The organism is Heyndrickxia oleronia (assembly GCF_017809215.1).
Classification (GTDB): Bacteria; Bacillota; Bacilli; order Bacillales; family Bacillaceae_C; genus Heyndrickxia; species Heyndrickxia oleronia.
Genome location: NZ_CP065424.1, coordinates 1,772,964 through 1,796,709, shown reverse-complemented (window position 1 = coordinate 1,796,709; position 23,746 = coordinate 1,772,964). Strand labels below are relative to the sequence as shown.

Here is a 23,746-nt window from a genome sequence, read left to right as displayed (position 1 = left end):
ATTCGTGAAATGGAATATTTTATCCTTAATACAAAAGGACTGCCTATAAAATAGACAGCCCTGGTTCATTTTATTTAAATGCTTTTCTTAAACGTTTCGTCATTTTTTTCATTTGTTTATTATCGAAATATCCTTGTCTTTGTGAGATTGCAGTTGCTGCTATCCCTGCTCCAAAACCTAGCAAGGAGACGACTGTTTTATTCAAAACAATGCACCCCTTCCAAATTTTAACTTAAGCGACGAGATTCCTCATCAAATAAATCGTCTAACGAGCTTAAGGTACCATCTTCCTCTACTTGATGGGTATAGATCGTTTCTTGTGAAATGGAAAGCTCTATAAAGCAATTCCAGCAATAATATTGATTAATACCGATTTTACCAAGATCCTTACTTTGGCAATTTGGACATTTCATCATAGGATAAGCCACCTCGCAATTGTTTTACTGACACGATGATGGCATCCTTCCCTATCTTTGGAGGACCATTTACTTGAATTACTTTTTTCCCTTCCAACATATCTGTAAAGAAGCCATCAGTTAGTTCGTATCCGATAATTTTTCCCAATTCTTCGGAAAAATATACGTCCTCGAGCAATCCTAACTGATCCCCACTTGTTGAAAGAGCTAATTTTTTCATAAGGGGATTCGAATGGTATAAAGTATACTCATTATCTCGATCCTTATATTTTTCAATCTGTGTATCCTCATGAAGAACAATTCCATGTTGACCAAAGCTTTGAACATGACTTATCGCTATTCTACAATTTTTGCCAAAAAAACTATCCTTTTTACATAAAAGACACGTGACTTTTCCCTCTGCCGATATCCCTATATCGCATACCTCGCCAAACAATTCCCCATTGGAAAGATAAACAGGCATTCCTTTTAAAAGACTCAATGTTCTCAAAAAGCATCCCACCTTTTTCGAACATTTATATTGTCTGTTTTATTTTCAAAAACATAAGGTGTAACGTTTACCAATATTAATTAAACTTACTCTAGCTTAAATTAACAAAAGTTCCTTAGTTCCTTCTCAAACATTGTTGCAATTTAGGTAAGTGTGTACGAATAAATATCGGTTAAAACCTGTCGCACCCATTCATTTCACTAAGGACAAGAGTGACAAACTTTATAAGAATTGCTATAACCTTTAAATACCGCAAATTTATGAAAACGGCATAAAAAAAAGAGGCAAAATTGCCCCCTTTGATTGAATGATTATTCACCAAGATCCACATTGTGGTAAACTTGCTGAACATCTTCCAAATCTTCTAATGCATCAATTAGTTTTTCAAATTGCACTTGTCCATCCTCAGGAAGTGAAATTTCATTTTGAGCAAGCATAGTAAGCTCTGCTACTGTAAATTCAGTAATCCCTGCATTTTTAAATGCCTCTTGAACAGCATGGAATTGATCTGGCTCAGCATAAACAATAATGGAATCCTCTTCTTCAAGAATATCACGAGCATCCACATCTGCTTCCATCAATAGCTCTAATACTTCATCGGCAGTTTTTCCCTCTACTCCAATAACTGCTGTATGATCAAACATATAAGCAACAGAGCCTGTCACACCCATATTTCCACCATTCTTTCCAAAAGCTGCACGTACATCAGCTGCTGTACGATTCACATTATTGGTTAAGGCATCTACAATTAGCATTGATCCGTTTGGTCCAAAACCTTCATATCTAAGCTCATCATAGTTTTCATCTGATCCGCCTTTGGCTTTCTCAATTGCACGATCAATAATATGCTTTGGTACATTATATGTTTTTGCACGTTCTAATACGAATTTTAATGCTTGATTTGATTCAGGATCAGGTTCTCCTTGTTTCGCAGCAACATAAATCTCACGACCAAATTTTGCATAGATTCGACTAGTATTTTTATCTTTCGATGCTTTTTTTTCTTTAATATTGTTCCACTTACGACCCATTTCGAACACTCACTTTCAAATAATAAGGTAATAATTATCTGTATATCTTTTGAATACCGTTCGTATACCAAAATATATTATACCGCAAACACATTATTCGTTCATAGATTAAATCCTTAATTAACTTAAAAAATCATACGGTGTAATATTTTCCATTCCAATCATTGGATCAACTTTGAACATATTTTCCTCATTAAAAATAAATATTTCACCTTTATTTTCTTCTTGCGGGTTTATTTTTTCTAGAATACATAATTTATCATATAGACTTGTCTTCCTTAGTTGATCATCTTCTCTTTCGATTCCAATCCGGAATGCTTCTTCTTCGCCACAAATAATTAAGGATTGCTTACTTCTTGTTATTGCAGTATACAATAACTTTCTTCTAAGCATTCGATAATAACTTTTTACAACAGGAAGGATAACGATCGGAAATTCACTTCCTTGTGATTTGTGAATAGAGCAACAGTATGCATGGGTAAATTGATTAAAATCCTGGCGGGAATAAGTGACCTCAATTCCATCAAACGATACTAGGATCAGGTCTTGCTTTTCCGTATTTTCCTTTGCATAGAAAATTGATATGATTTCACCTATATCACCATTAAAGACATGTTTCTCCGGTTGATTGACAAGTTGTAATACTTTGTCTCCAATTCGATATTTACTCTCACCAAAACTAATTTCCTTCCGATTTCCTGTATCATTAGGATTAAAAATTTCTTGTAACAACACATTTAACCGATCGATCCCTGCAGGTCCTCGATACATTGGCGCAAGAACTTGTACATCTTTTTGAGTATAACCTTTTCTTTTTGCACTTGATACGACTTTCTCGATCACTTCAGGGATTTGTCCTGAGGTACAACGTATAAATGATCGATCCTTTTGTTGCTTTGTCACATCCTCTGGGATATGACCATTCTTGATTTCATGAGCGAGTTCAATGATAGATGAGCCATTTTCTTGGCGATAGATATCTGTCAATTGTACAGTAGGGATGACCTTAGACCTTAATAAATCTTTTAATACTTGTCCTGGTCCAACAGAAGGAAGCTGGTCTTCGTCCCCTACAAATATAACCTGTATATGATCAGGTAAAGCCTTTAGCAATTGATGTGCTAACCAAGTATCAACCATAGACATTTCATCTACAATTACAAGCTTACCATCAACCTTTTTCTCGTCATCTGTATCTAAATCCTCTTGTCCCGTCATCCCTAATAAACGATGAATCGTCATAGCCGGCAAACCAGTTGATTCCGCCATTCTTTTTGCCGCTCTTCCAGTAGGTGCAGTCAATACGATCGGAAAGGGGTTTTCCTTATTATACTTTTTAGGATCGAGAGAGCACCCATTTAGTTCTGCATAAAGTTCAACAATCCCTTTTATGACAGTTGTTTTTCCAGTTCCAGGACCCCCAGTTAATATCATCATTGGAGACATTAATGCTTTTTGGATTGCTTCTTTTTGAGATGGCGCATATTGTACTCCAATCCTTTCCTCAAGTTCCCCTAATGCCAGTAAAAATTCGGATTCTGGAAATTGATCTTGATACTCCTCTTGTTGAAGTATACGTTGCACATTTGTTACAATGCCTTTTTCTGAAAAATAGAGGGATGGGATGTATAATTTTTGGTTTTCTCCAATTAATTTTTCCTCTTCAGCTAGTTTAATAATTTCAGCCGAAATATCAGTATATTCGATTGTAAAAGGTTGAGACTCTTCCAATAATTTCTTAACTTTAGGAAGTAAATCCTCTGAATCCATGTATACATGACCATTTTGAAGACATTCTTGCTCCAATGTATACATACATGCTGCTTTAATCCGATCAGGATGATTGCCTACCAACCCTAATTGTTTACCAATTTCATCCGCGCGGCCAAAACCAATTCCTTCAATATCTTCAACTAACTGAAAGGGATTTTTTTGGATCATTTCTAATGACTGTTCTTTATAAACTTGATAAATTTTCATTGATATTTGTGGCCCAAAACCAAATTGATTTAGACCAATCATCACACGTTCCAGGCCTTGATGTTCAATTAATTTATCATATAAGCTTTTAGCTTTTTCAGATGGTAGTTTAGGGATATTATCTAGTATGGTTGGCTGATCAAGGATTTTACTGATCGCATTTTCACCAAGCTCCTCAACAATCCGTTCCGCTGTTTTTTTACCTATCCCACTAAATATTTCACTTGATAAATAAGCAATAATACCTTGTTTCGTTTGCGGTATTTCTTTTTTAAAATGTTTAGCTTGAAATTGAGGTCCAAACTTTGGATGCTCTTGCATATCTCCATAAAAAATATACGTTTCCTGCTCATGTATTTTTGGAAAATGACCTGTAATTACCGCTTCTTTTTCGTTATATTCAAGATTCGTTTCGTCCACCCTAATCCTTATGACAGAGTATAAATTTTGTTCATTATGAAAAATGGTAACGAGATGACGTCCCCTTATATATTTTTCATCGTTTGCAAATAAATCAAGTGAGTTTTGCTGTTCCAACATGAGCCCCCCTTTTTTTAGCGGGATATTATTTGTTTGCTTCCCTCATTTTTTCAATCATTTTCAAACCATATCCTGCTAGTACATGGTCTGATTGAATTTCTAATGCTTTATTAAAAAAGGTTTCTGCCTTTTCTGGACTTTCGTAAAAGCCTAAATAGGCTACACCTAAATTATAATAAGCATCAGCATGATTAGGATCTTTATTAATAATTATTTCAAATTGTTTTACAGCCATTTCATACACTTCTGATTGTGCCAAAGCTAGTGCATATTGAAATCTTGCATCAATATCCTCATCATTCAATTCAACACTTCTCTGTAGGTATGGAATCGCCAATTTAGGACTGCCTAACTGTACAAAACACATACCAATCATGAAATAAATATCGTTATTATGTAGACCATTCTTTTCAGCTTTTTCAAATTGTTTAACTGCCTCTTCATAATTTTCTAATTCATACAATACATTTCCTAAACAGTAGTAAGCAGCTGAAGCACGATCATCTAGTTCAATTGCTTTTTCAAAAAATCTAATTGCTTTTTCTCTTTCATTAACAGCAATTAATACATTTCCAAAATTGATATATGCCACAGGATCATTGGGATTTTCTTCAATTGCTTCATTAAAATATTTGATTGCTTCCTCAAATTTTCCTTGTTGTAAACATTCAATTCCTTTTTTATTTTTATCCAAAATCATTACACCCCGAATCAGTTTTATACTAGTTGAAATTATATCATAGTCATTTAGCTTTTTTCATAAGAAAGGCTGTTTTCGAATAGTTTGTTGCTCTTCTAAAAGAAAGCCCAACACGGCATTCTATAGGATTCAAGCGGTTCTTATAGTGATTGATTTTCGTTAAAACTTTACTTAAAATTGCAACAATGTTTGGGAAAAGAACCATAAGTAAGAGTAAACTCCTTAGTCAAACCCCAATGGTGAAATAACCTCATGAAAGAGAAAGGGATAAGAGGGTAGAGCTAAACAAATGCTCTTGAAAACAGGATTAAAATTTCTTCTTATTTTTCACAAAGAAATACCTCATCCCTAAGTATGGATGAGGTACTCCTCAATACTATTAACCAACATACATTAATTGTTTACCTTCTTTAAATACTTTATCGATTGTTCCTCCACCTAAGCATTCTTCACCATTGTAAAACACAACTGCTTGTCCAGGTGTAACTGCTCGGATAGGTTCATCAAAGACAACCTCTACTTCGTTATTAGCTAATACCTTCACTGTAACTTTATTATCTGGTTGACGATATCGGAATTTCGCTGTACATGTAAACTCTTTTTCGTTCATATTTTTAGATACCCAACTCACATTTACTGCAGTTATGGAGTTTGAATATAATGAATCATGATCAAAGCCTTGTTCAACAAATAGAATATTTTCTTTCAAATCTTTTCCTACTACAAACCAAGGTTCACCAGAACCACCAATGCCTAAACCATGCCTTTGTCCAATAGTATAGTACATTAAGCCATCATGCTCACCCATAGGTTTTCCGGATAAGGTGGTCATTTTACCTTTTTGAGCAGGTAAATAATTACTTAAAAATTCTTTGAAATTTCTTTCCCCAATAAAGCAAATTCCAGTACTGTCTTTTTTCTTTGCCGTTGCAAGATTTGCTTCTAAAGCAATTTCTCTTACGCGTTTTTTATCCATGTCACCAATCGGGAATAACACCTTTTCAAGCTGTTCGCTTGTCAATTGATTTAAAAAATACGTTTGATCCTTATTTTCATCCAAGCCACGGAGCATTTTATACTCTCCATCTTGGAAAGCAACCCTTGCATAATGACCTGTTGCTAAATAGTCTGCTCCCAGATTCATTGCATGCTCTAAAAAGGCTTTAAATTTAATTTCTTTATTGCACATTACATCAGGATTCGGTGTTCGCCCAGCTTTATATTCATCTAGGAAATAAGTAAAAACTTTTTCCCAGTATTGCTTTTCAAAATTTACTGCGTAATATGGGATTCCAATTTGATTACAAACACGGATTACATCATTATAGTCTTCTGTAGCAGTACAAACACCAAATTCATCCGTATCATCCCAGTTTTTCATAAATATTCCTATTACATCATATCCTTGTTCTTTTAATAAAAGCGCAGCAACAGAAGAATCGACTCCCCCTGACATCCCTACGACTACTCTTGTATCTTTTGGTTCCTTTTTCATGTATCCTCCCTACTTTCTACTTACTCTTCGCACGATTGCTCCCACTTCATTTGCAGCTTTTTCTATTTCATCTAGTGTATTACCTAGTCCAAAACTAAAACGAATGGAATTTCTTAAACGCTCGGAGTTTTTTCCGAACATGGCTACTAATACATGTGAAGGCTCAATTGAACCTGCAGTACATGCTGAACCACTAGAAGCCGCAATCCCTGCTAAATCTAAATTTACTAACATTGCTTCTACATCTGTTCCAGGGAAACTGATATTTAGCAAATGTGGCAATGAATTTGTTTCTACAAACCCATTTATCTGGTAATCAATTTGTTGTTTTTCTAAAATTTCTACGAACTTTTGCTTAAATTGAAGAAATAATTTTTGCTTCTCATTCATCATTTCTTGTGCAATTTTTACTGCCTCCGCAAAACCGACAATGGAAGTGATATTTTCAGTGCCGGCACGTCTTTTTAATTCTTGTTCTCCACCATGTAATCTTGATACTAATTTAGTACCAGTTTTAATATATATAAAACCAATGCCTTTTGGCCCGTTAATTTTATGTGCAGATACTGAAAGTAAGTCAACATTTAGATCTTCTACATTAATCTTTAATACACCATAGGCTTGTACCGCATCAGTATGAAAATAAGCTTGATGATCTTTTAAAAGCTCTCCGATCTCTTTTATTGGCTGTATGGTTCCTACTTCATTGTTTCCATACATAATCGTCACAAGAATAGTATCATCTCGAAGTGCTGCTTTTACCTCTTCAACTGCAACTTGTCCTTTTTCATTCACTTCAAGATATGTTATTTCAAAACCTTGCTTCTCTAAATATTCACAAGTATGCAAAACAGCATGATGTTCAATTTTTGTTGTAATAATATGTTTACCTTTTTCCTTCATTGCTTCCGCTACACCGATGATTGCATAATTATCGGCTTCTGTACCACCACTCGTAAAAACAATTTCATTAAATTGTGCGTGAATACTTTGTGCTATCAAAGTTCTTGATTCATCTAATAACGCCCTTGCTTCCCGTCCATATGAATGAATACTAGAAGGATTTCCGAAGGACTGATTTAATACATTGATCATTTTATCAATCACTTTCGGATGTACGGGTGAAGTCGCCGCATGATCAAGGTAAATTTTTTCCATTTCATTTCCACCTCTAATTAAACAATCTTTTTTAGGCTCTTTTCTCAACTATTATTGTTATTGAAGCAAGCTTTTACTTGTAAAAAATAGGTTAATGTCCGTCTTCACCCATCATTCTTCTGCGAAAAGAGCTATATACAGCCTTATACCCGAATCCTTTATTAGAGTAAAAACGGCAGTAAAACCTTTTAAAAGCATTAAACTATACAAAAAAACAGCCTTATTTAAATGTAGAACATATATGAATCAGTTTCGCCTTCGTCTTTATAATTGACTAGGTCTTGAATAGTTGTATTATCTAAAACATCCTTAACAGCATCACGGATTTTTATCCAAAGGGATCTCTTAACCGGTTCTTCATCCTCAATTCCTTCAACCGGACTGATTGGCCCCTCTAACACTCTAATAATATCACCAGCCGTTATTTTAGATGGATCATCGGCTAAAATGTATCCACCATATGCCCCACGAATACTTTTAACTAACCCGGCATTTCTTAACGGAGCAATTAATTGCTCCAGATAATGCTCTGACAAATCATGCATTTGGGCGATGGTTTTTAAAGAGGTTGGACCTTCGCCAAATCTTTTTCCTAATTCAATCATAATCGTTAAACCATAACGGCCCTTTGTTGAAATCTTCATAACTGCACCTCGATTTATTTCAATATTTCTTATTAACGAACTTTACACATACACATCCTTAAACAAAAAATCCGACAATAATGGACCATGAGCCAATTGTCAGACTTAGATGCATAATGCTCACTAGCTTCCTTCTAAATAAATTGTTCTGCGTGCAATACTAGAACAAAATTACTTGTCATTAACACCATTACTACTAAACCAATTGATCTATTTACATAAAACTAATTCAATGAGAAATCCAACTAATTAAAGTTAATTTCTTTTTAATTATTCAATACTTCCATCCATTGATAAATAGAAACAGTACGTTTGTCCCTATATTCCCAATATAAAATAATAAGCTTTTGCCATTATAGCATAATTAAATACATAAATATATTCAGTAAGCTTATAGGGATTATTTCTTAAATTCTTCTAGTTTTCGGTAAATAGCTGCCAACCTCTTTTCTTCTCCTGCTTCAATCGGTTCATAATACTTCGTGCCTTCAAGACTACTTGGAAGATATTCTTGCTTTACCCATCCACCAAAAGTGCCGATGGGATAATCATGGGGATATTTATAGCCAACATGACCAAGAACTTTTGCACCAGCATAATGTCCATCACGTAAATGTTTTGGTATCTCACCAACTTTTCCTGCTCGAATATCTGAAATGGCTTTATCCAGTGCTTTATAGGCGGAGTTTGATTTTGATGAAAGACACATTTCCACTACTGCAACAGATAGAGGTATTCTTGCTTCTGGAAGGCCTAATCGCTCGCTAGCTGTAATAGCGGATAATACATTTGTACCAACTGATGGGTTTGCTAAACCTATATCTTCAAAAGCTATAACTAATAGTCTCCGATTCACTGCAACCAGATCACCTGACTCTAATAAATGTGCAAGATAGTAAAGGGCTGCATCTACATCACTTCCACGTATACTTTTTTGAAGACTTGACAACAAATTATAAAAATTGGAACCTTTTTTATCACCATAAACTCCAATTTTCCCTATTAAATCATCAATGATTTCATCTTGAATAATATACGTATCATTCTCTTTATTTGATGAATAAACGATAGATTCTAACAAAGTTAACGATTTTCTTGCATCTCCCCCAGATCCTCTTGCAATTTTTTGTATTTGTTCATTTGTAATTTGGATGGCAAGCTCTCCTAATCCCTTTTGTTTATCATGGATCGCACGATTAAGAAGCTCTTGAATATCATCCTCTGTTAGTCTTGATAATTGCTTAATTTGTCCACATCTACTACGAATCGCAGGATTTACATCATGAAAAGGGTTTTCTGTTGTTGCTCCTATCAAGATTATTGTTCCATTTTCCACATGTGGTAATAAATAATCCTGCTGTGCCTTATTAAAACGATGAATCTCATCGAGAAATAATATTAATTTTCCGGTTAATCTTGTCTCATCTACGACTGCCTCTACATCCTTCTTACCTGCAGTAGTTGCATTAAGTGCAACAAATGGAATTTCTGTTGTCCCCGCTATCGCATAAGCAATGGACGTCTTTCCAATTCCTGGTTCACCATATAATAGCATAGAAGGGACAAATCCATTTTTTATCATTTTATATAAGCTTGTATGTTTTCCGATAATTTCTTTTTGGCCAACAACTTCATCAATCGTCGTCGGACGCATTCTAAACGCAAGTGGTTCACCATACACGATCAAAAACCTCCAATGATATATCTATCCATCATTATATCTTTAAACGTTTTTTATTGAAAACCGAAAAACTCTAAAACAAAAAAAGGGATGGATCGTCCATCCCTTTATCCCTTTATGCTGCGACATCCCTCTTAGTAAAAATACCAAAAGCGAGTAGCATAAAAATAATAAAATATATAAGTAACATAATGATGGAAAACCCAAGAGTCATTCCTGATACTAATGGTGTCCCATCAAAATATTGCATTAAATTTGTATTAGCAAACAGGATATACTTAGCCCATTCATATTTCATTGCGATAAGTGCGGTAACATTTCCCCCCATTAGTAATAAGAAAATTGATATTCCAATGGCTAATGAGCTATTTCTAAATACAGCTGAAATCATAAAGGCCATCGTTGTTAGCATGATTACATCTAATGAAGAAAGTAAATATGTTTTCATCAAATACAAGATCATATTTTGCTCGACGACATGGCCATTTGAAAATGCAAGGTGAATATGATCTCCTTCGTTTCCAAATAAGATAAATCCTAGGATTCCAGAAGAAGCAAATAGGATGGCAAGTAATAGAATACCAAATAATAGGACCGTAATATATTTTGATAATAATATTTTCCATCTATTAATCGGACGAATTAATAGTAATTTTATCGTCCCCCAACCAAATTCACTAGCAACAATTCCCGCGGCAATAATGATGGTAAATAAACCAACAAATGAAATGAGCATGGTATTATCACTTATAAAAGTGTAACCATTGGATTGATCTGAAGGAGGAATATTATGATCTAAACGATATTGATTGATTTCAATCTTCTGTTCATAATATTTTTTCATTTTATCTTCTGATTTTGGGAGATCCTTTAAATTTTGTTCATCAGCTTTAATTTGCTGGGTAATACCTGCTCTCCATTCCTTGTTAGATGGTTGCTGTACTTTAGATTCATAGTATTTGGTCAGAGCACCATTTCCAATCACACCAATTAGAACTAATGCGATCATTACATAAGTGCCTACACGTTTAAATATTTTAATCCATTCATTATAAACCAGTTTAAGCATGTACTTTCTCCTCCTTTGACGTGATCTCTAAAAAGCGATCTTCTAATGATTTTGACATCGGCTTTACTTCATAAATCCGAATTCCTGCCTGAATTAAAGACTGAATGAATTCAGGGACTTGATTTTTTTCAATTTCCACTTCAATTCCAGTCTCTACTTGTTTAATTGAATATTCTTGTAAAGTTTTCAAAGATTCCTTGGCATTATCAGTTAACTCTACTTCGATAAAGTACTTTTGTTTATCATCCTCATAAACAAAATCATGAACCTTTTGTACATCAATTAATTTTCCTTTTTGTATAATCGCAATTCGGTCACACATCATTTCCATTTCAGATAGAAGATGGCTAGATACAATAACAGCCATTCCTTTTTGTTTAGTTAGTTTCCTTAAATGGTCACGAATTTCACGAATTCCTGCGGGATCTAACCCATTAGTTGGTTCGTCTAAAATCATTACTTTAGGTTCATGCAATAAACTTTGTGCTAAGCCTAGACGTTGTCTCATCCCTAGGGAATACGTTTTAACCTTCTCGTGTATACGATCTTCCAGACCGACCAATTCAATGACCTCATTTATTTTTTCCTTTGTAATCCCTTTAATCATCCTTGCATATTGCATTAAGTTCTGATATCCCGTAAGAAATTTATACATTTCTGGATTTTCAACAATCCCGCCAACATTTCTCAATGCATCTTCATATTCGCTTTTTACATTTTTTCCACAAACCAATATATCACCAGAAGAAATTTTCATTAAACCAACTATCATTCGGATAGTAGTCGTTTTACCGGCACCGTTTGGACCCAAAAATCCGAATACTTCACCCTCCTGTATATTAAAAGTTAAATTATCTATAATTTTTTTTCCTTTAATCACTTTCGTGACATTTTTCAGTTCAACAACTGGTTTCATTTTTCCTCTCTCCCTTTCGTGTCAATATACTCCATTTCTTGTTTAAACCATTTTAAGACAGACAAACCTTCTTTTTCTCTTAAATCTTCCACATTTTTATGACCGAGAATCTTCCCATTATAAATAGCAACAACTTCATCTAATAATGGTTCAATTTCATTAATTTCATGTGTTGCCATGATAACAGTTTGTTCTCCAAAATCGATATAGGATAATAAACTTTTTACGATTGAATCTCTAACCATCGGATCTAATCCAGAAAATGGTTCATCTAGTAACAGTACAGATGTTTTTCTTGCAAGAGCTAAGACGAGTTTTAATCTTCCACGATTACCTTTCGATAACTGTTTGATTTTTTTTGAACGATCTAATTTTAATTCTGTTAAAAGAAGTAATGCTTTATCCATATTAAAATCGCTGAATTGGGACTGATAAAATTGAATCATATCTTTAACTGTGAATGGATCATAAAACATATCTGATTCAGTTAAATAGGCGACAGTTTGCGATATTTTTCTAGTTACCTTTTTTCCATTAACCAAAATTTCTCCACTGTTAGGATAGACTAAACCGCCAATCATTTTTAATGTAGTCGATTTACCACTTCCATTTGGACCAAGTAGACCATAAATTTTTCCTTTTTCAAATGTCATACTCGTATTTTTCAAAGAAAATTCTTTTCCATATTTTTTAGTAACATTCTTCAGTTCAATTGTCATCTTTATCCCACCCTAAATAATGCTCAAGCCCTTCTAACATCTCTCCTTTAGTAAAACCAAGTTCCTGCATACTTTTAACATAGGTCTCGACAATTTCCGTTTTCATTTGATCTTTTAGTTGCTTAAGCACATCTATATTTTCAGTAACAAATGTACCTTGTCCTCTTCTTGATTCCACAATATCCATTCTTTCCAACTCCCCATATGTTCGTTGAATCGTATTTGGATTCACTCCAGATTGAATAGCCATTTCACGAACGGATGGTAATTTTTCTCCTGATTTTAATTCTTCACGTATAATTTTCTGACATATCCGTTCAACAATTTGCAAATAGATCGGCTTCGTTGCAAGAAATTCTTCTGTCATACTGTCTACACCTCAACCTTCTTATCCAATAGCCAGCTGGTGATAACGAATAAGATGAGCGAAATGAAGATATAAATCAAAATAGGAATTAGTGGTACATCTGTATTTGCAAATGTGAAATTCCACGTTGCGTTTTTATACTGAAAAGAAGGGTTTAAGCCAATAGAAAAATGCCATTTATCTAATAGATTGGAAAAAGCGTCGATTTTTAAGATTAGATCCTCCATAATTGATAACACAATAAAAATTACTACAATTACTAACCAACGAACCCTTCTAATCCTCGGAAATTTACCTAATGAATGATAGATCGCCCAATAAAACATAATCCAGAATGTTAGATATAAACCAAAAGCCATAAGAAAAATAGAAACAGAAAATGATTCATTTATTAGTATAGAATCCAATTTAATAGTAGAAGAAATAGAAAATTTAAAAACAATATAGCCATAAACGAATAATAGTATCAATGAGATTACTTGATAGCTGACGGCTGTGATAATTTTTGATAGCAGCAATTTTGTACTGCTTTGTGGATTATATAACCATAACTGAGTTTTCCCTTCCACTCTCAAAGAAGCAGATACTAAAACAGGAATTAACATAGTATTGAGCACCAATAGCATGATGAATATACCTATTGGCACCATAGGTTCATGCATGTATTTAGACAAAAAAAATGAGCCAATCATAAATAAAATATTGATTGCAAACCAGACGATAAATAAAAATCGTGAAATCATTAAATCTTTCTTTACCAAACCAACTAACGAATTCATTATGTACCTCCAAATCACACTGTATTAGTGTACTACAAAAATAGTACACTAACACATACATACATGTCAATATAAATTTACTATTTTTTCTAGCTAATGTTTTTTTATTCCAAATAAAAAAAGTCGCCCTAAAGGACGACTTTTATCGATCTTTTACTCTTTTTATTGGAATATCCTTGACAATATCCCGAATGACATAACTTGCCATAAATAATCCTGCGGTTGATGGAACAAAGGCATTTGAGGACGGAGGCATTTTAGCTTTTCTTATTTCTGCATCGTCATTACCAACAACCTTTCTAATATCTTCACGAATAACAATTGGACTTTCATCGGAGAAGACTACAGGAATGCCTTTACGAATTCCGTCTTTTCTAAGTCTTGTACGGATAACTTTTGCAATAGGATCGGTATGTGTTTTAAAGATGTCCGCAATTTGTAATCTGGTTGGATCCATTTTATTTGCAGCACCCATACTTGAAATAATATTTATATTTCTATTTAAACATTCTTTTATTAAATGAATCTTATAAGCAATAGTATCTGAAGCATCAACAACATAGTCTAATTGATGACTAAAAAATTCCTCATAGGTTTCTTCAGTATAAAACATTTTCAGAGCAATTACTTCACATTCAGGATTTATATCTTTAATTCTTTCTTTCATTAAATCCGCTTTAGATTGGCCGACTGTTGATAATAAAGCAGGCAACTGACGATTGATATTCGTTATATCTACATCATCTTTATCCACTAACACTAATTTACCAACACCTGATCTTGCTAAGGCCTCAGCAGCAAATGATCCTACACCGCCAACACCAAGTACCGCTACAGTACTATTTTTAATTTTTTCAATTCCTTCTACTCCAATTGCTAATTCATTTCTCGAAAACTGATGAAGCACAATATCATCTCCAAAATTCTACTTTGTCTTAATCGCAAAATGGGATAGATATCCCCTTGCTTTTTTATTTCCTTGATTAAGAATAAACAAATCCTAAGATAAAATCAATCTACTAGAAACTAAAAGCCTCAAAGCTAAACAATAACAAAACCCTCTATCTGTAGAGGGTTGAATGGTTAATATGAGAGATAAGCCCCAATCATGCCGTCGTAAAATCCTAATGTTTTGAACCCGCTCTAAAAGCAGGTGGGTGTTCTGTTCCAGCTTTATACGTCCTTATCAATAAGGCATGTATGCCACATGAAAACTCCAAACTCCCATTGTTAATATGTTCGGTCAAAACGAATAGGTACATGGAACGTACACATCAGGACTTATCTTATTGATTAAAATCTTACCATAGTAAAATTCATTTTTCAATCATACTATAGTCAGAAAAATGTTACGAATTTTGACAATCATTCATTGCATAATTATTCTTTAACATTTAATGCTAAATGTAAATCTTGTAACTGCTGTTCACTTACCGTTCCTGGTGCTTCAGTTAATAAACAGCTTGCACTTGCCGTTTTAGGAAATGCAATAGTATCACGTAAATTGGTACGTCCAGCTAATAACATAACAATTCGATCTAAACCTAAAGCAATTCCTCCATGTGGTGGCGTGCCGTAATCGAAAGCTTCAAGAAGAAATCCAAATTGTTCTCTAGCTTGCTCCTCAGTGAAACCAAGGCATTTGAACATTTTTTCTTGGATGTCTCTTTCGAAAATACGTAATGAGCCACCACCTAATTCATAACCATTTAAAACCAAATCATATGCCTGTGCTTTAACATTCACCGGATCTGTTTCTAATTTTTCTATATCCTCACGTGCTGGCATTGTAAACGGATGATGAGCTGCATAATATCGACCTTCTTCTTCGTCATACTCGAATAATGGCCAATCTGTTACCCAGAGAAAATTAAATTTAGATTCATCAATTAACCCAAGCTCTTTTCCTAATTTTAAACGAAGTGCACCTAATGCATCAGCGACAACAGATTTCTTATCTGCCACAAATAATAATAAATCTCCTGTAACAGCTTCTAAAATAGTACTCATTTGCTCTTGTTCTTCAGGAGAGAAGAATTTAGAGATTGGTCCTTTCAAACCTTCTTCTTCCACTTTTAACCAAGCTAATCCTTTCGCACCATAGCGAGAAACAAACTCTGTTAAATGATCAATATCCTTTCGAGAATATTGACTAGCTGCACCCTTCACATTAATGGCTTTTACCTGCCCCCCATTAGCTACTGCAGCTGCAAAAACTTTAAATCCAGAATCTTTTACAAGTTCAGAAACGTTTATGAGTTCCATTGCAAATCTCGTATCTGGTTTATCGGATCCGAATCTGCTCATTGCTTCATCATATGTCAGTCTTGGTAATGGAGTAGGAAGATCCATACCTTTTACTTCCTTCATTAAGCGAGACATCATTCTTTCCGTCATATCCATGATATCTTCTTGACTATAGAAGCTTGTTTCAATATCAATTTGTGTGAACTCTGGCTGACGGTCAGCACGTAAATCTTCATCACGGAAACAACGAGCAATTTGATAGTATTTATCAAATCCAGAAACCATTAATAATTGTTTAAATATTTGTGGAGATTGAGGTAGTGCATAAAATTCCCCAGGATGTACACGACTAGGAACTAAATAATCACGTGCTCCTTCTGGAGTACTCTTCGTTAAAATTGGTGTTTCAACATCTAAAAACCCTTCGTCATCAAGGAAACGACGAAATGATTTCGTAACATCATGACGCATTTTAAAAGTTTCGAACATAACCGGTCTACGTAAATCAAGGTAACGATATTTCAAGCGAAGATCTTCTGCCACATCTGTCTGATCCTCAATCATAAATGGTGGGGTTTTCGCTTCATTAATAATTGTCACTTCTTCTACTTTGATTTCAATTTTTCCAGTCTTTAATTTTTCATTGACTGTAGATTCATCCCTTGCAACTACCGTTCCTTTAACATCTAATACATACTCTGAACGAATTTTATTTGCAATTGCTAAAGCTTCTGAAGAAAAATCAGGGTTGAAAACTATTTGTACAATTCCTGAACGGTCACGAAGATCGATAAAAATTAATCCCCCTAAATCCCTTCTCTTTTGTACCCATCCTTTTAATATAACTGTTTCACCTATATGCTGTTCTGTAACTTCTCCACAATAATAAGTACGTCCAAACATCTTTCTTAGCCCCCTACTTACAGATCCTTTTAAATTCATTAATAAAATCAACAAGTGAAATCTCGACCTGTTCACCCGTTTCCATATTTTTCAAATTAGTGATTCCTTTTTCTAGTTCATCCTCACCTAAAATAGCTACATACTTGGATTTCATACGGTCTGCTGCTTTAAATTGTGCTTTCATTTTACGGTCGAGGTAATCTTTTTCCGCTGAAAATCCTTCTTTTCTTAACTGTTGTAGCATGATCATTGCTTTATGTTTTGCTTCATTTCCTAGCGCAACTATATAACAATCAATTTCATCTTCAAACGGGAGTGTGATTCCCTCCACGGTTAAAGCTGCTAGTAATCGCTCAATGCTTAAAGCGAATCCAATTCCTGGTGTTTCAGGTCCACCCATTTCTTGGACTAGTCCATTATATCGACCACCACCACATAGTGTTGTTATAGCTCCAAACCCCTCAGCATTACTCATAATCTCAAATGCTGTATGGTTATAGTAATCTAGTCCCCTAACAAGGGTAGGGTCAACCTCGTACTCAATCCCTAATTCCTGTAAATACACTAATACTTGATCAAAGTATTCTTTCGATTCAGAGTTTAAATAATCAAGAATTGATGGAGCAGATTTCATTAATTCATGGTCTCTATCCTTTTTACAATCGAGTATTCTTAGAGGGTTCTTTTCTAGTCGATTTTGGCAGTCTGAACAAAACTCCCCAATGCTTGGTTTAAAATGATTGATAAGTGCATTCCTATGAGCAATTCTGCTGTCTTTATCACCTAAACTGTTTATGACTAATTTCAAATGTTTTAATCCAAGACGACTATATAATTCCATTGCCAAAGAAATTACCTCTGCATCTATCGCAGGATCCTGGCTACCTAATGCCTCTACTCCAAATTGAACAAATTGGCGAAATCGTCCAGCCTGTGGTCTTTCATAGCGAAACATTGGACCATTATAAAATAGCTTTACAGGCTGACTAGGATTTCCAAACATTTTATTTTCGGTATAGGAACGGACCACTGATGCCGTACCTTCAGGACGTAGGGTTAAACTTCTTCCTCCACGATCATCAAACGAGTACATTTCCTTTTGAACGATATCAGTCGTATCGCCTACTCCCTTTTGAAATAGCTCTGTATGTTCAAATATCGGGGTTCTTATTTCTTTATATTGATATTTTTTGCATAGATCCCTTGCAGCAGCCTCAATAAACTGCCACTTTTCTACCTCTCCAGGTAAAATATCCTGGGTTCCTCGTGGAATTTGTATAGCCATTATTAAACCTCCTTCATGTCCAAGGACTGAGACTTTACTCAGCAGTAAAAATATAAAATTGATTCATATAAATAAAAAAACCCTCAGTCCCTTGTTTAAAAAACAAGGGACGAGAGTTTTATTCCCGTGGTGCCACCCTAATTGAAGCAAATGCTTCCACTTAACACAGTTAACGCCTGCTAGACGTTTACCCCTACTAGAAAAACCTCTTTCAGGGCAAAACCTACAAAGTGTTCATTCATTAAGTCAGCATGTAGAAATGCTTTCAGCCTTGGACATTTCCTCTCTTTTCATGTGTTTCTTAACTACTATTCTTTATCATTGGTTATATGCGAATATTTTTATTTTATTTATATAATAATACGGGGCAGTAATAGTATTGTCAAGGCAAAATTAATTTCTCCCTAATTTCTTTTTTAATAATTTCACGTCGCCTAATGATAACCCAAATTCCGATGCAAGCTCTAATGAAGTTGCTTGATTTTCTCTTTCAATAAACGAATGTAAATTGGTGCCAAATATTTGATTTCCCCCATTTGTAACTAACTGGCTCTTTTCATTTGATCGCATCACTTTTACTCCTTTATTACTAATTTTTTCTGTCAAAAAACACGAAAGTATTTTCCATGATTCGATAGCAAAATTAATCGTGGTTACCTTTAATTCCTTATACTTATTCATTTTCTATACTTGGAATTGTTTTACCGCTCAATCGTCGAAGAAAAATGAATCGCCTCAAAACATCATTAAAATTATCAATTCTTGTCTTATTTTTATCTTTTCCCAATCACCTTTTTTTCTTTCATAAAAAAAGGATTTTTAAAATATTTCAAGAACTGAATATTAGACACTTTACATATTTCATCACTTGATTTCTAGAAGGGGTGTTTCATCGCTTGATTAAAAGAAGTTTTATATTGTTTACTTTATTAGTCTTCATAACTATAGGGTCAATCCAACCCTTCTATTATGTACAAGCCGAGGCAACTGTGAAGGTTGAAGTAGAAATTCTCAATATTCGAGAAGGACCTGGACTTTCTTATCCAATCATCCATAAAGGGAAAATAGGAGAAACATATGGATTACTGCAGGAAAAACAAGATTGGTATGAAATTCAACTTGAAAACGGGAAAAAAGGTTGGGTTGCAGATTATCTTGTTTCGGTAGATGAGCAACAGAAGCATTTGGAAAGCAAGGGTATAGTTACGGTTGATGGACTGAATATTCGTTCTACACCCAATCTCTCAGGAAACATTATTGGAAAATTAAACGCAGGTGAAGCCATTCAAATTTTGAACGAGTCAAAGGATTGGATCCAAATCTCAATTGGTAATAGAGGACAAAAAGGTTGGGTTAGTCGCCAATATATTATGTTTGATAGTAAAAATGAAATGAACACTCCGCAACAATTGAACGTAACAATCATACATAATGGAACGAACCTACGAAGTCAGCCGAGCACCTCATCACCAATTGTTGGAAAAGGAAGTAGTGGAGACTCCTATACGGTTGTCGAAACGAAGAATAATTGGTACAAAATTCAGCTTTCTAACGGGAACTTTGCATATGTCGCCTCTTGGGTCGTATTAACGACAATGGAAACAGTTCAAGACAATGACAAAAAGAAAGAAAAAGGATTAAAGGGAAAAATCATTGTTATTGACCCAGGTCATGGAGGACGAGATTCAGGTACAATTGGATTTAGTGGAACATTTGAAAAAGATATTACTTTACAGACTGCGGAAATTTTAAAAAATAAATTAAAAGAAGACGGTGCCATCGTTTATTTAACTAGAGAAAAAGATGCTTTTGTGCCGCTACCAGCAAGGGTTAATCTGTCTTCTATCCATCGTGCAGATGCTTTTATTAGTCTACATTATGACAGTATTGATGATCAAAGTGTCGTTGGCCATACAAGTTATTACTATCACTCCTATCAAAAGATACTAGCAGAAAATATTAATAATGGAATTTCAAATATATTAGAAATGAACAATCGTGGTGTTCGTTTTGGTGACTTTCATGTCATTCGAGAAAACACACAACCTGCTGTCCTTTTAGAATTAGGATATCTAAGTAATCCTGTTCAAGAAGCGTCTATTAACAGTAAAAAGTACCAAGAATTAATGACTGATGGAATATATAATGGTCTAGTCAATTATTTTAATTAATCGCTAATCGTATCTAATAATGTAAAAGGGATGTCTAATAAAGAGTCAGACCTCTTACTAGACACCCCTTTTATTAACTTTCAATTATTAGTGTAACAGGACCATCATTGATTAAGGAAACATCCATCATAGCTCCAAATTCCCCTGTGGCTACATAGATTCCATGATCTCTCAACATTTGATTAAAAAGTTGATAGATTTCTTCTGCTTTGTCAGGCTTGGCAGCTTCCATAAAATTAGGACGCCTTCCTTTACGACAATCACCATATAATGTGAACTGGGAAACAGATAAAATTTGACCGCCTACATCTAATAAAGAATAATTCATCTTTTCATTTTCATCTTCGAAAACTCTTAAATGGACGATTTTATCTGCTAAATATTTTGCATCTCTTTCTGTATCTTCATGTGTAATTCCAACTAGCAATACAAACCCATTGGATATTTCCCCTACTACTTCCCTATCCACTTTAACACTGGCTTGCTTACTTCTTTGCAATACAACCTTCATACTATATGACTCCTTTACATCTAACTACCGATCAAAACACCCTATTTATTGAATAAAACAATTAGTCATTCGTCATTCGACTTCTACCTAACTCATAATCCGACGAACGGAATATATATCAGGTATTTGCTTAATTCGTTCAACTACTTTATGAAGATGGCTGATATTTTGTATAGAGATAGACATTATGATTGTTGCCATTTTATTTCTATCAGAACGTCCACTTACAGCTGTTATATTTGTTTTCGTCTCATTTACCGTTTGAAGAACTTCATTTAACAAGCCACGTCGATCATAACCAGAAATTTCGATTTCAACATTGTATTCCTTACTAACGGTTGTATCAGATTCCCATTCAACCTCGATTAAACGGTTTTGCAGTTCCTCAGAAGTAACATTTGGACAATCTGTTCGGTGTACAGAAACACCTCTTCCTTTAGTAATGAAGCCAACAATTTCATCTCCAGGGACAGGATTGCAACATCTAGATAAACGAATGAGTAAATTATCAATCCCTTTTACCGTTACCCCAGTATCCCGTTTTTTCGGTTTAGCTGGAGCCTTCATGTCTGCTACAATTTCATTAACTGCCTCTTCTTGATCACGTTTTCTTCTTAATTTCTCTGTCAGTCGATTAGCAATTTGAAGTGCAGTAATACCATTATATCCAACTGCTGCATACATATCGTCTTCATTTGAAAAATTAAACTTCTCTGATACACGTTTTATATTTTCAGCTGTTAATATCTCTTTTAAATCAAAATTTAAATTCTTTATTTCCTTTTCTACTAATTCTTTACCCTTAACGATATTTTCTTCTTTACGCTGGCGCTTAAAAAATTGGCGAATTTTATTTTTCGCTTGAGTTGTTTGAGCCATTTTTACCCAATCTTGACTAGGACCATATGAATGCTTAGAAGTTAATATTTCTACTATATCACCGGTTTTTAATTTATAATCAAGTGTCACCATTTTCCCATTTACCTTTGCTCCAATGGTTTTATTCCCAATCTCAGAATGGACACGGTAAGCAAAATCAATTGGAACAGACCCAGACGCTAATTCAATTACATCACCCTTAGGGGTAAAGACAAAAACCATATCTGAAAATAAATCAATTTTTAATGATTCCATAAATTCTTCTGCATTTTCAGATTCATTTTGAAATTCAAGAATTTCTCTAAACCAAGATAATTTCTTTTCAAAAGAGGTTTGATTATTAACGACTTTGCCCTCTTTATATGCCCAGTGAGCAGCAACCCCATATTCTGATATCCGGTGCATTTCAATCGTTCGAATTTGAACTTCAAGAGGATCACCCTTTGGACCAATGACCGTTGTATGAAGAGACTGATACATATTTGGCTTAGGCATAGCAATATAGTCCTTAAACCTACCTGGCATTGGTTTCCAACATGTATGAATGATTCCTAATACAGCATAACAGTCTTTTATACTATTCACGATAATGCGAACAGCCAACAAATCATAAATTTCATTAAACTGTTTATGTTGTAAAACCATTTTACGATAAATAGAATAAATATGCTTAGGACGACCAGAAATTTCAGCCTTAATGGAAACATCTTCAAGTCTTTCATTAACTTCTTCGATGACATCATCTAAATATTGCTCACGTTCTGCCCGCTTCTTTTTCATTAAGTTGACAATTCGATAATATTGTTGGGGATTTAAATAACGAAGTGCGGTATCTTCAAGCTCCCATTTTATTTTGGAAATTCCAAGTCGATGTGCAAGAGGAGCAAATATTTCTATCGTTTCATTGGCAATCCTACGCTGTTTTTCAACAGGTAAATGTTTCAGTGTTCTCATATTATGGAGCCTATCTGCAAGCTTTATGAGAATAACACGAATATCCTGCGCCATTGCAACAAACATTTTTCGATGATTTTCTGCTTGTTGTTCTTCATGCGATTTATACTTAATCTTTCCAAGCTTTGTTACTCCGTCGACAAGCATTGCTACTTCTTCATTAAATGCTTCGCAAAGCTCTTCTAATGTTACTGCTGTGTCTTCAACTACATCATGTAAAAATCCTGCTGCTACAGTAGACGGATCCATTTCCAAATCAGCTAAGATTCCTGCTACCTGAACAGGATGAATAATATACGGTTCACCCGACTTACGATACTGCTCTTTATGAGCGTCAGCAGCGAATTCATATGCCTTACGCACTAAGGCAACATGTTCTTCGTTCAAATATTTAGTTGTACGATCAATTACTTGTTCGGCGGACATTATTTGATCCTTCGCCATATATAAAATCACCTTTAATTTTTAATGTAAGATAGAAAAGCATAAGCGCCTTGGCCAGGCCAGGCCAGCCCTAAAGACGTAAGAAAATCCGTTTTTTGATTTTCCATAAAAGGAAAGTTGGCTTTATAACTTTCCAAGAAAATCCGTTTTTTGATTTTCTATAAAAGGAAAGTTGGCTTTATAACTTTCCAAGAAAATCCGTTTTTTGATTTTCTTTATTACTAGTTTTCGACTAGGGTCAGGACGCTATATTTGGACAACTATTTAATAAAAATAACAATACTAAGTTTAAAATGATTATAATTACTATTATCGAAAAAAAAACGTATAAAGTAAAGTGAATAATGCAGTTTTTTCTACAAGTTTC

The 23,746-nt window shown here is 34.4% G+C and carries 22 protein-coding genes, 1 other RNA gene and 1 other annotated feature; of the genes, 1 reads left to right on the top strand and 22 read right to left on the bottom strand.

Features of this window, described 5'->3' with window-relative positions; genetic code table 11:
• Window positions 1–70: 70 nt before the first annotated feature.
• The 20 genes from I5818_RS08950 to I5818_RS08855 all read right to left on the bottom strand — a co-directional run bounded on the left by I5818_RS08950 (window position 71) and on the right by I5818_RS08855 (window position 18,990).
• Window positions 71–205, bottom strand: coding sequence for a YrzQ family protein (locus I5818_RS08950; RefSeq protein ID WP_139254802.1), 135 nt, complete (start codon window positions 203–205; stop codon window positions 71–73).
• A 22-nt stretch (window positions 206–227) separates the two neighbouring features.
• Window positions 228–416: a hypothetical protein gene (locus I5818_RS08945; RefSeq protein ID WP_058002086.1), complete on the bottom strand. Its 189-nt coding sequence runs from the start codon at window positions 414–416 to the stop codon at window positions 228–230.
• On the bottom strand, window positions 388–906 hold the full coding sequence (locus I5818_RS08940; RefSeq protein ID WP_058002085.1) for a PRC-barrel domain-containing protein: 519 nt from the start codon (window positions 904–906) through the stop codon (window positions 388–390). The genes I5818_RS08945 and I5818_RS08940 overlap by 29 nt, the downstream gene beginning before the upstream one ends.
• Before the next feature lie 311 nt (window positions 907–1,217).
• Complete coding sequence (locus tag I5818_RS08935; protein WP_209391894.1) at window positions 1,218–1,937, bottom strand: YebC/PmpR family DNA-binding transcriptional regulator; 720 nt, start codon at window positions 1,935–1,937, stop codon at window positions 1,218–1,220.
• 120 nt (window positions 1,938–2,057) lie between these two features.
• Window positions 2,058–4,457, bottom strand: coding sequence for an SF1B family DNA helicase RecD2 (gene recD2 / locus I5818_RS08930; protein ID WP_071975006.1), 2,400 nt, complete (start codon window positions 4,455–4,457; stop codon window positions 2,058–2,060).
• Between the two features lie 25 nt (window positions 4,458–4,482).
• Window positions 4,483–5,151 carry a tetratricopeptide repeat protein gene (locus I5818_RS08925; protein WP_071975007.1) on the bottom strand — a complete coding sequence of 223 codons (669 nt, stop codon included), beginning with the start codon at window positions 5,149–5,151 and terminating at the stop codon, window positions 4,483–4,485.
• Window positions 5,152–5,536: 385 nt separating this feature from the next.
• Entirely contained in the window at window positions 5,537–6,652 is a 1,116-nt protein-coding gene (mnmA, locus tag I5818_RS08920) for a tRNA 2-thiouridine(34) synthase MnmA (protein WP_058002081.1), read from the bottom strand.
• A 9-nt stretch (window positions 6,653–6,661) separates the two neighbouring features.
• Window positions 6,662–7,810 (bottom strand): cysteine desulfurase family protein, encoded by a 1,149-nt coding sequence (locus I5818_RS08915; protein ID WP_078110821.1) that lies wholly within the window; start codon window positions 7,808–7,810, stop codon window positions 6,662–6,664.
• 224 nt (window positions 7,811–8,034) lie between these two features.
• Window positions 8,035–8,454 carry a cysteine metabolism transcriptional regulator CymR gene (gene cymR / locus I5818_RS08910; protein WP_058002079.1) on the bottom strand — a complete coding sequence of 140 codons (420 nt, stop codon included), beginning with the start codon at window positions 8,452–8,454 and terminating at the stop codon, window positions 8,035–8,037.
• Window positions 8,455–8,854: 400 nt separating this feature from the next.
• Window positions 8,855–10,135, bottom strand: a complete 1,281-nt coding sequence (locus I5818_RS08905) for a replication-associated recombination protein A (protein ID WP_058002078.1) — start codon at window positions 10,133–10,135, stop codon at window positions 8,855–8,857.
• Between the two features lie 115 nt (window positions 10,136–10,250).
• Window positions 10,251–11,204, bottom strand: a complete 954-nt coding sequence (locus I5818_RS08900) for an ABC transporter permease (protein ID WP_078110822.1) — start codon at window positions 11,202–11,204, stop codon at window positions 10,251–10,253.
• On the bottom strand, window positions 11,197–12,120 hold the full coding sequence (locus I5818_RS08895) for an ABC transporter ATP-binding protein (protein ID WP_071975011.1): 924 nt from the start codon (window positions 12,118–12,120) through the stop codon (window positions 11,197–11,199). The genes I5818_RS08900 and I5818_RS08895 overlap by 8 nt, the downstream gene beginning before the upstream one ends.
• Window positions 12,117–12,839, bottom strand: coding sequence for an ABC transporter ATP-binding protein (locus I5818_RS08890; RefSeq protein WP_071975012.1), 723 nt, complete (start codon window positions 12,837–12,839; stop codon window positions 12,117–12,119). The genes I5818_RS08895 and I5818_RS08890 overlap by 4 nt, the downstream gene beginning before the upstream one ends.
• A complete protein-coding gene (locus I5818_RS08885) occupies window positions 12,829–13,206 on the bottom strand; it encodes a GntR family transcriptional regulator (RefSeq protein ID WP_058002074.1) in 378 nt (125 codons plus the stop codon). Before I5818_RS08885 ends, I5818_RS08890 begins: the two co-directional genes overlap by 11 nt.
• A 5-nt stretch (window positions 13,207–13,211) precedes the next feature.
• Window positions 13,212–13,985, bottom strand: coding sequence for a hypothetical protein (locus tag I5818_RS08880; protein ID WP_078110823.1), 774 nt, complete (start codon window positions 13,983–13,985; stop codon window positions 13,212–13,214).
• A 142-nt stretch (window positions 13,986–14,127) separates the two neighbouring features.
• Window positions 14,128–14,892 (bottom strand): tRNA threonylcarbamoyladenosine dehydratase, encoded by a 765-nt coding sequence (locus I5818_RS08875; RefSeq protein WP_058002072.1) that lies wholly within the window; start codon window positions 14,890–14,892, stop codon window positions 14,128–14,130.
• Window positions 14,893–15,080: 188 nt separating this feature from the next.
• Window positions 15,081–15,269: non-coding RNA, 6S RNA (gene ssrS / locus I5818_RS08870), on the bottom strand.
• Window positions 15,270–15,365: 96 nt separating this feature from the next.
• Window positions 15,366–17,135, bottom strand: a complete 1,770-nt coding sequence (aspS, locus tag I5818_RS08865) for an aspartate--tRNA ligase (RefSeq protein ID WP_078110824.1) — start codon at window positions 17,133–17,135, stop codon at window positions 15,366–15,368.
• A 13-nt stretch (window positions 17,136–17,148) separates the two neighbouring features.
• Window positions 17,149–18,420, bottom strand: coding sequence for a histidine--tRNA ligase (gene hisS, locus I5818_RS08860; protein WP_058002070.1), 1,272 nt, complete (start codon window positions 18,418–18,420; stop codon window positions 17,149–17,151).
• Between the two features lie 102 nt (window positions 18,421–18,522).
• Window positions 18,523–18,751 (bottom strand) — a binding site (T-box leader).
• Window positions 18,752–18,813: 62 nt separating this feature from the next.
• Window positions 18,814–18,990, bottom strand: coding sequence for a hypothetical protein (locus I5818_RS08855; protein WP_169846956.1), 177 nt, complete (start codon window positions 18,988–18,990; stop codon window positions 18,814–18,816).
• A gap of 326 nt (window positions 18,991–19,316) precedes the next feature.
• Between I5818_RS08855 and I5818_RS08850 the strand changes: the two genes are divergently transcribed.
• Window positions 19,317–20,591 (top strand): N-acetylmuramoyl-L-alanine amidase family protein, encoded by a 1,275-nt coding sequence (locus I5818_RS08850; RefSeq protein ID WP_158022168.1) that lies wholly within the window; start codon window positions 19,317–19,319, stop codon window positions 20,589–20,591.
• A 73-nt stretch (window positions 20,592–20,664) separates the two neighbouring features.
• Here I5818_RS08850 and dtd read toward each other — a convergent pair whose 3' ends face one another.
• Both dtd and I5818_RS08840 read right to left on the bottom strand, forming a co-directional pair.
• Window positions 20,665–21,102: a D-aminoacyl-tRNA deacylase gene (dtd, locus tag I5818_RS08845; RefSeq protein ID WP_058002068.1), complete on the bottom strand. Its 438-nt coding sequence runs from the start codon at window positions 21,100–21,102 to the stop codon at window positions 20,665–20,667.
• 87 nt (window positions 21,103–21,189) lie between these two features.
• Window positions 21,190–23,379 (bottom strand): RelA/SpoT family protein, encoded by a 2,190-nt coding sequence (locus I5818_RS08840; protein ID WP_058002067.1) that lies wholly within the window; start codon window positions 23,377–23,379, stop codon window positions 21,190–21,192.
• Between the last annotated feature and the right edge of the window lie 367 nt (window positions 23,380–23,746).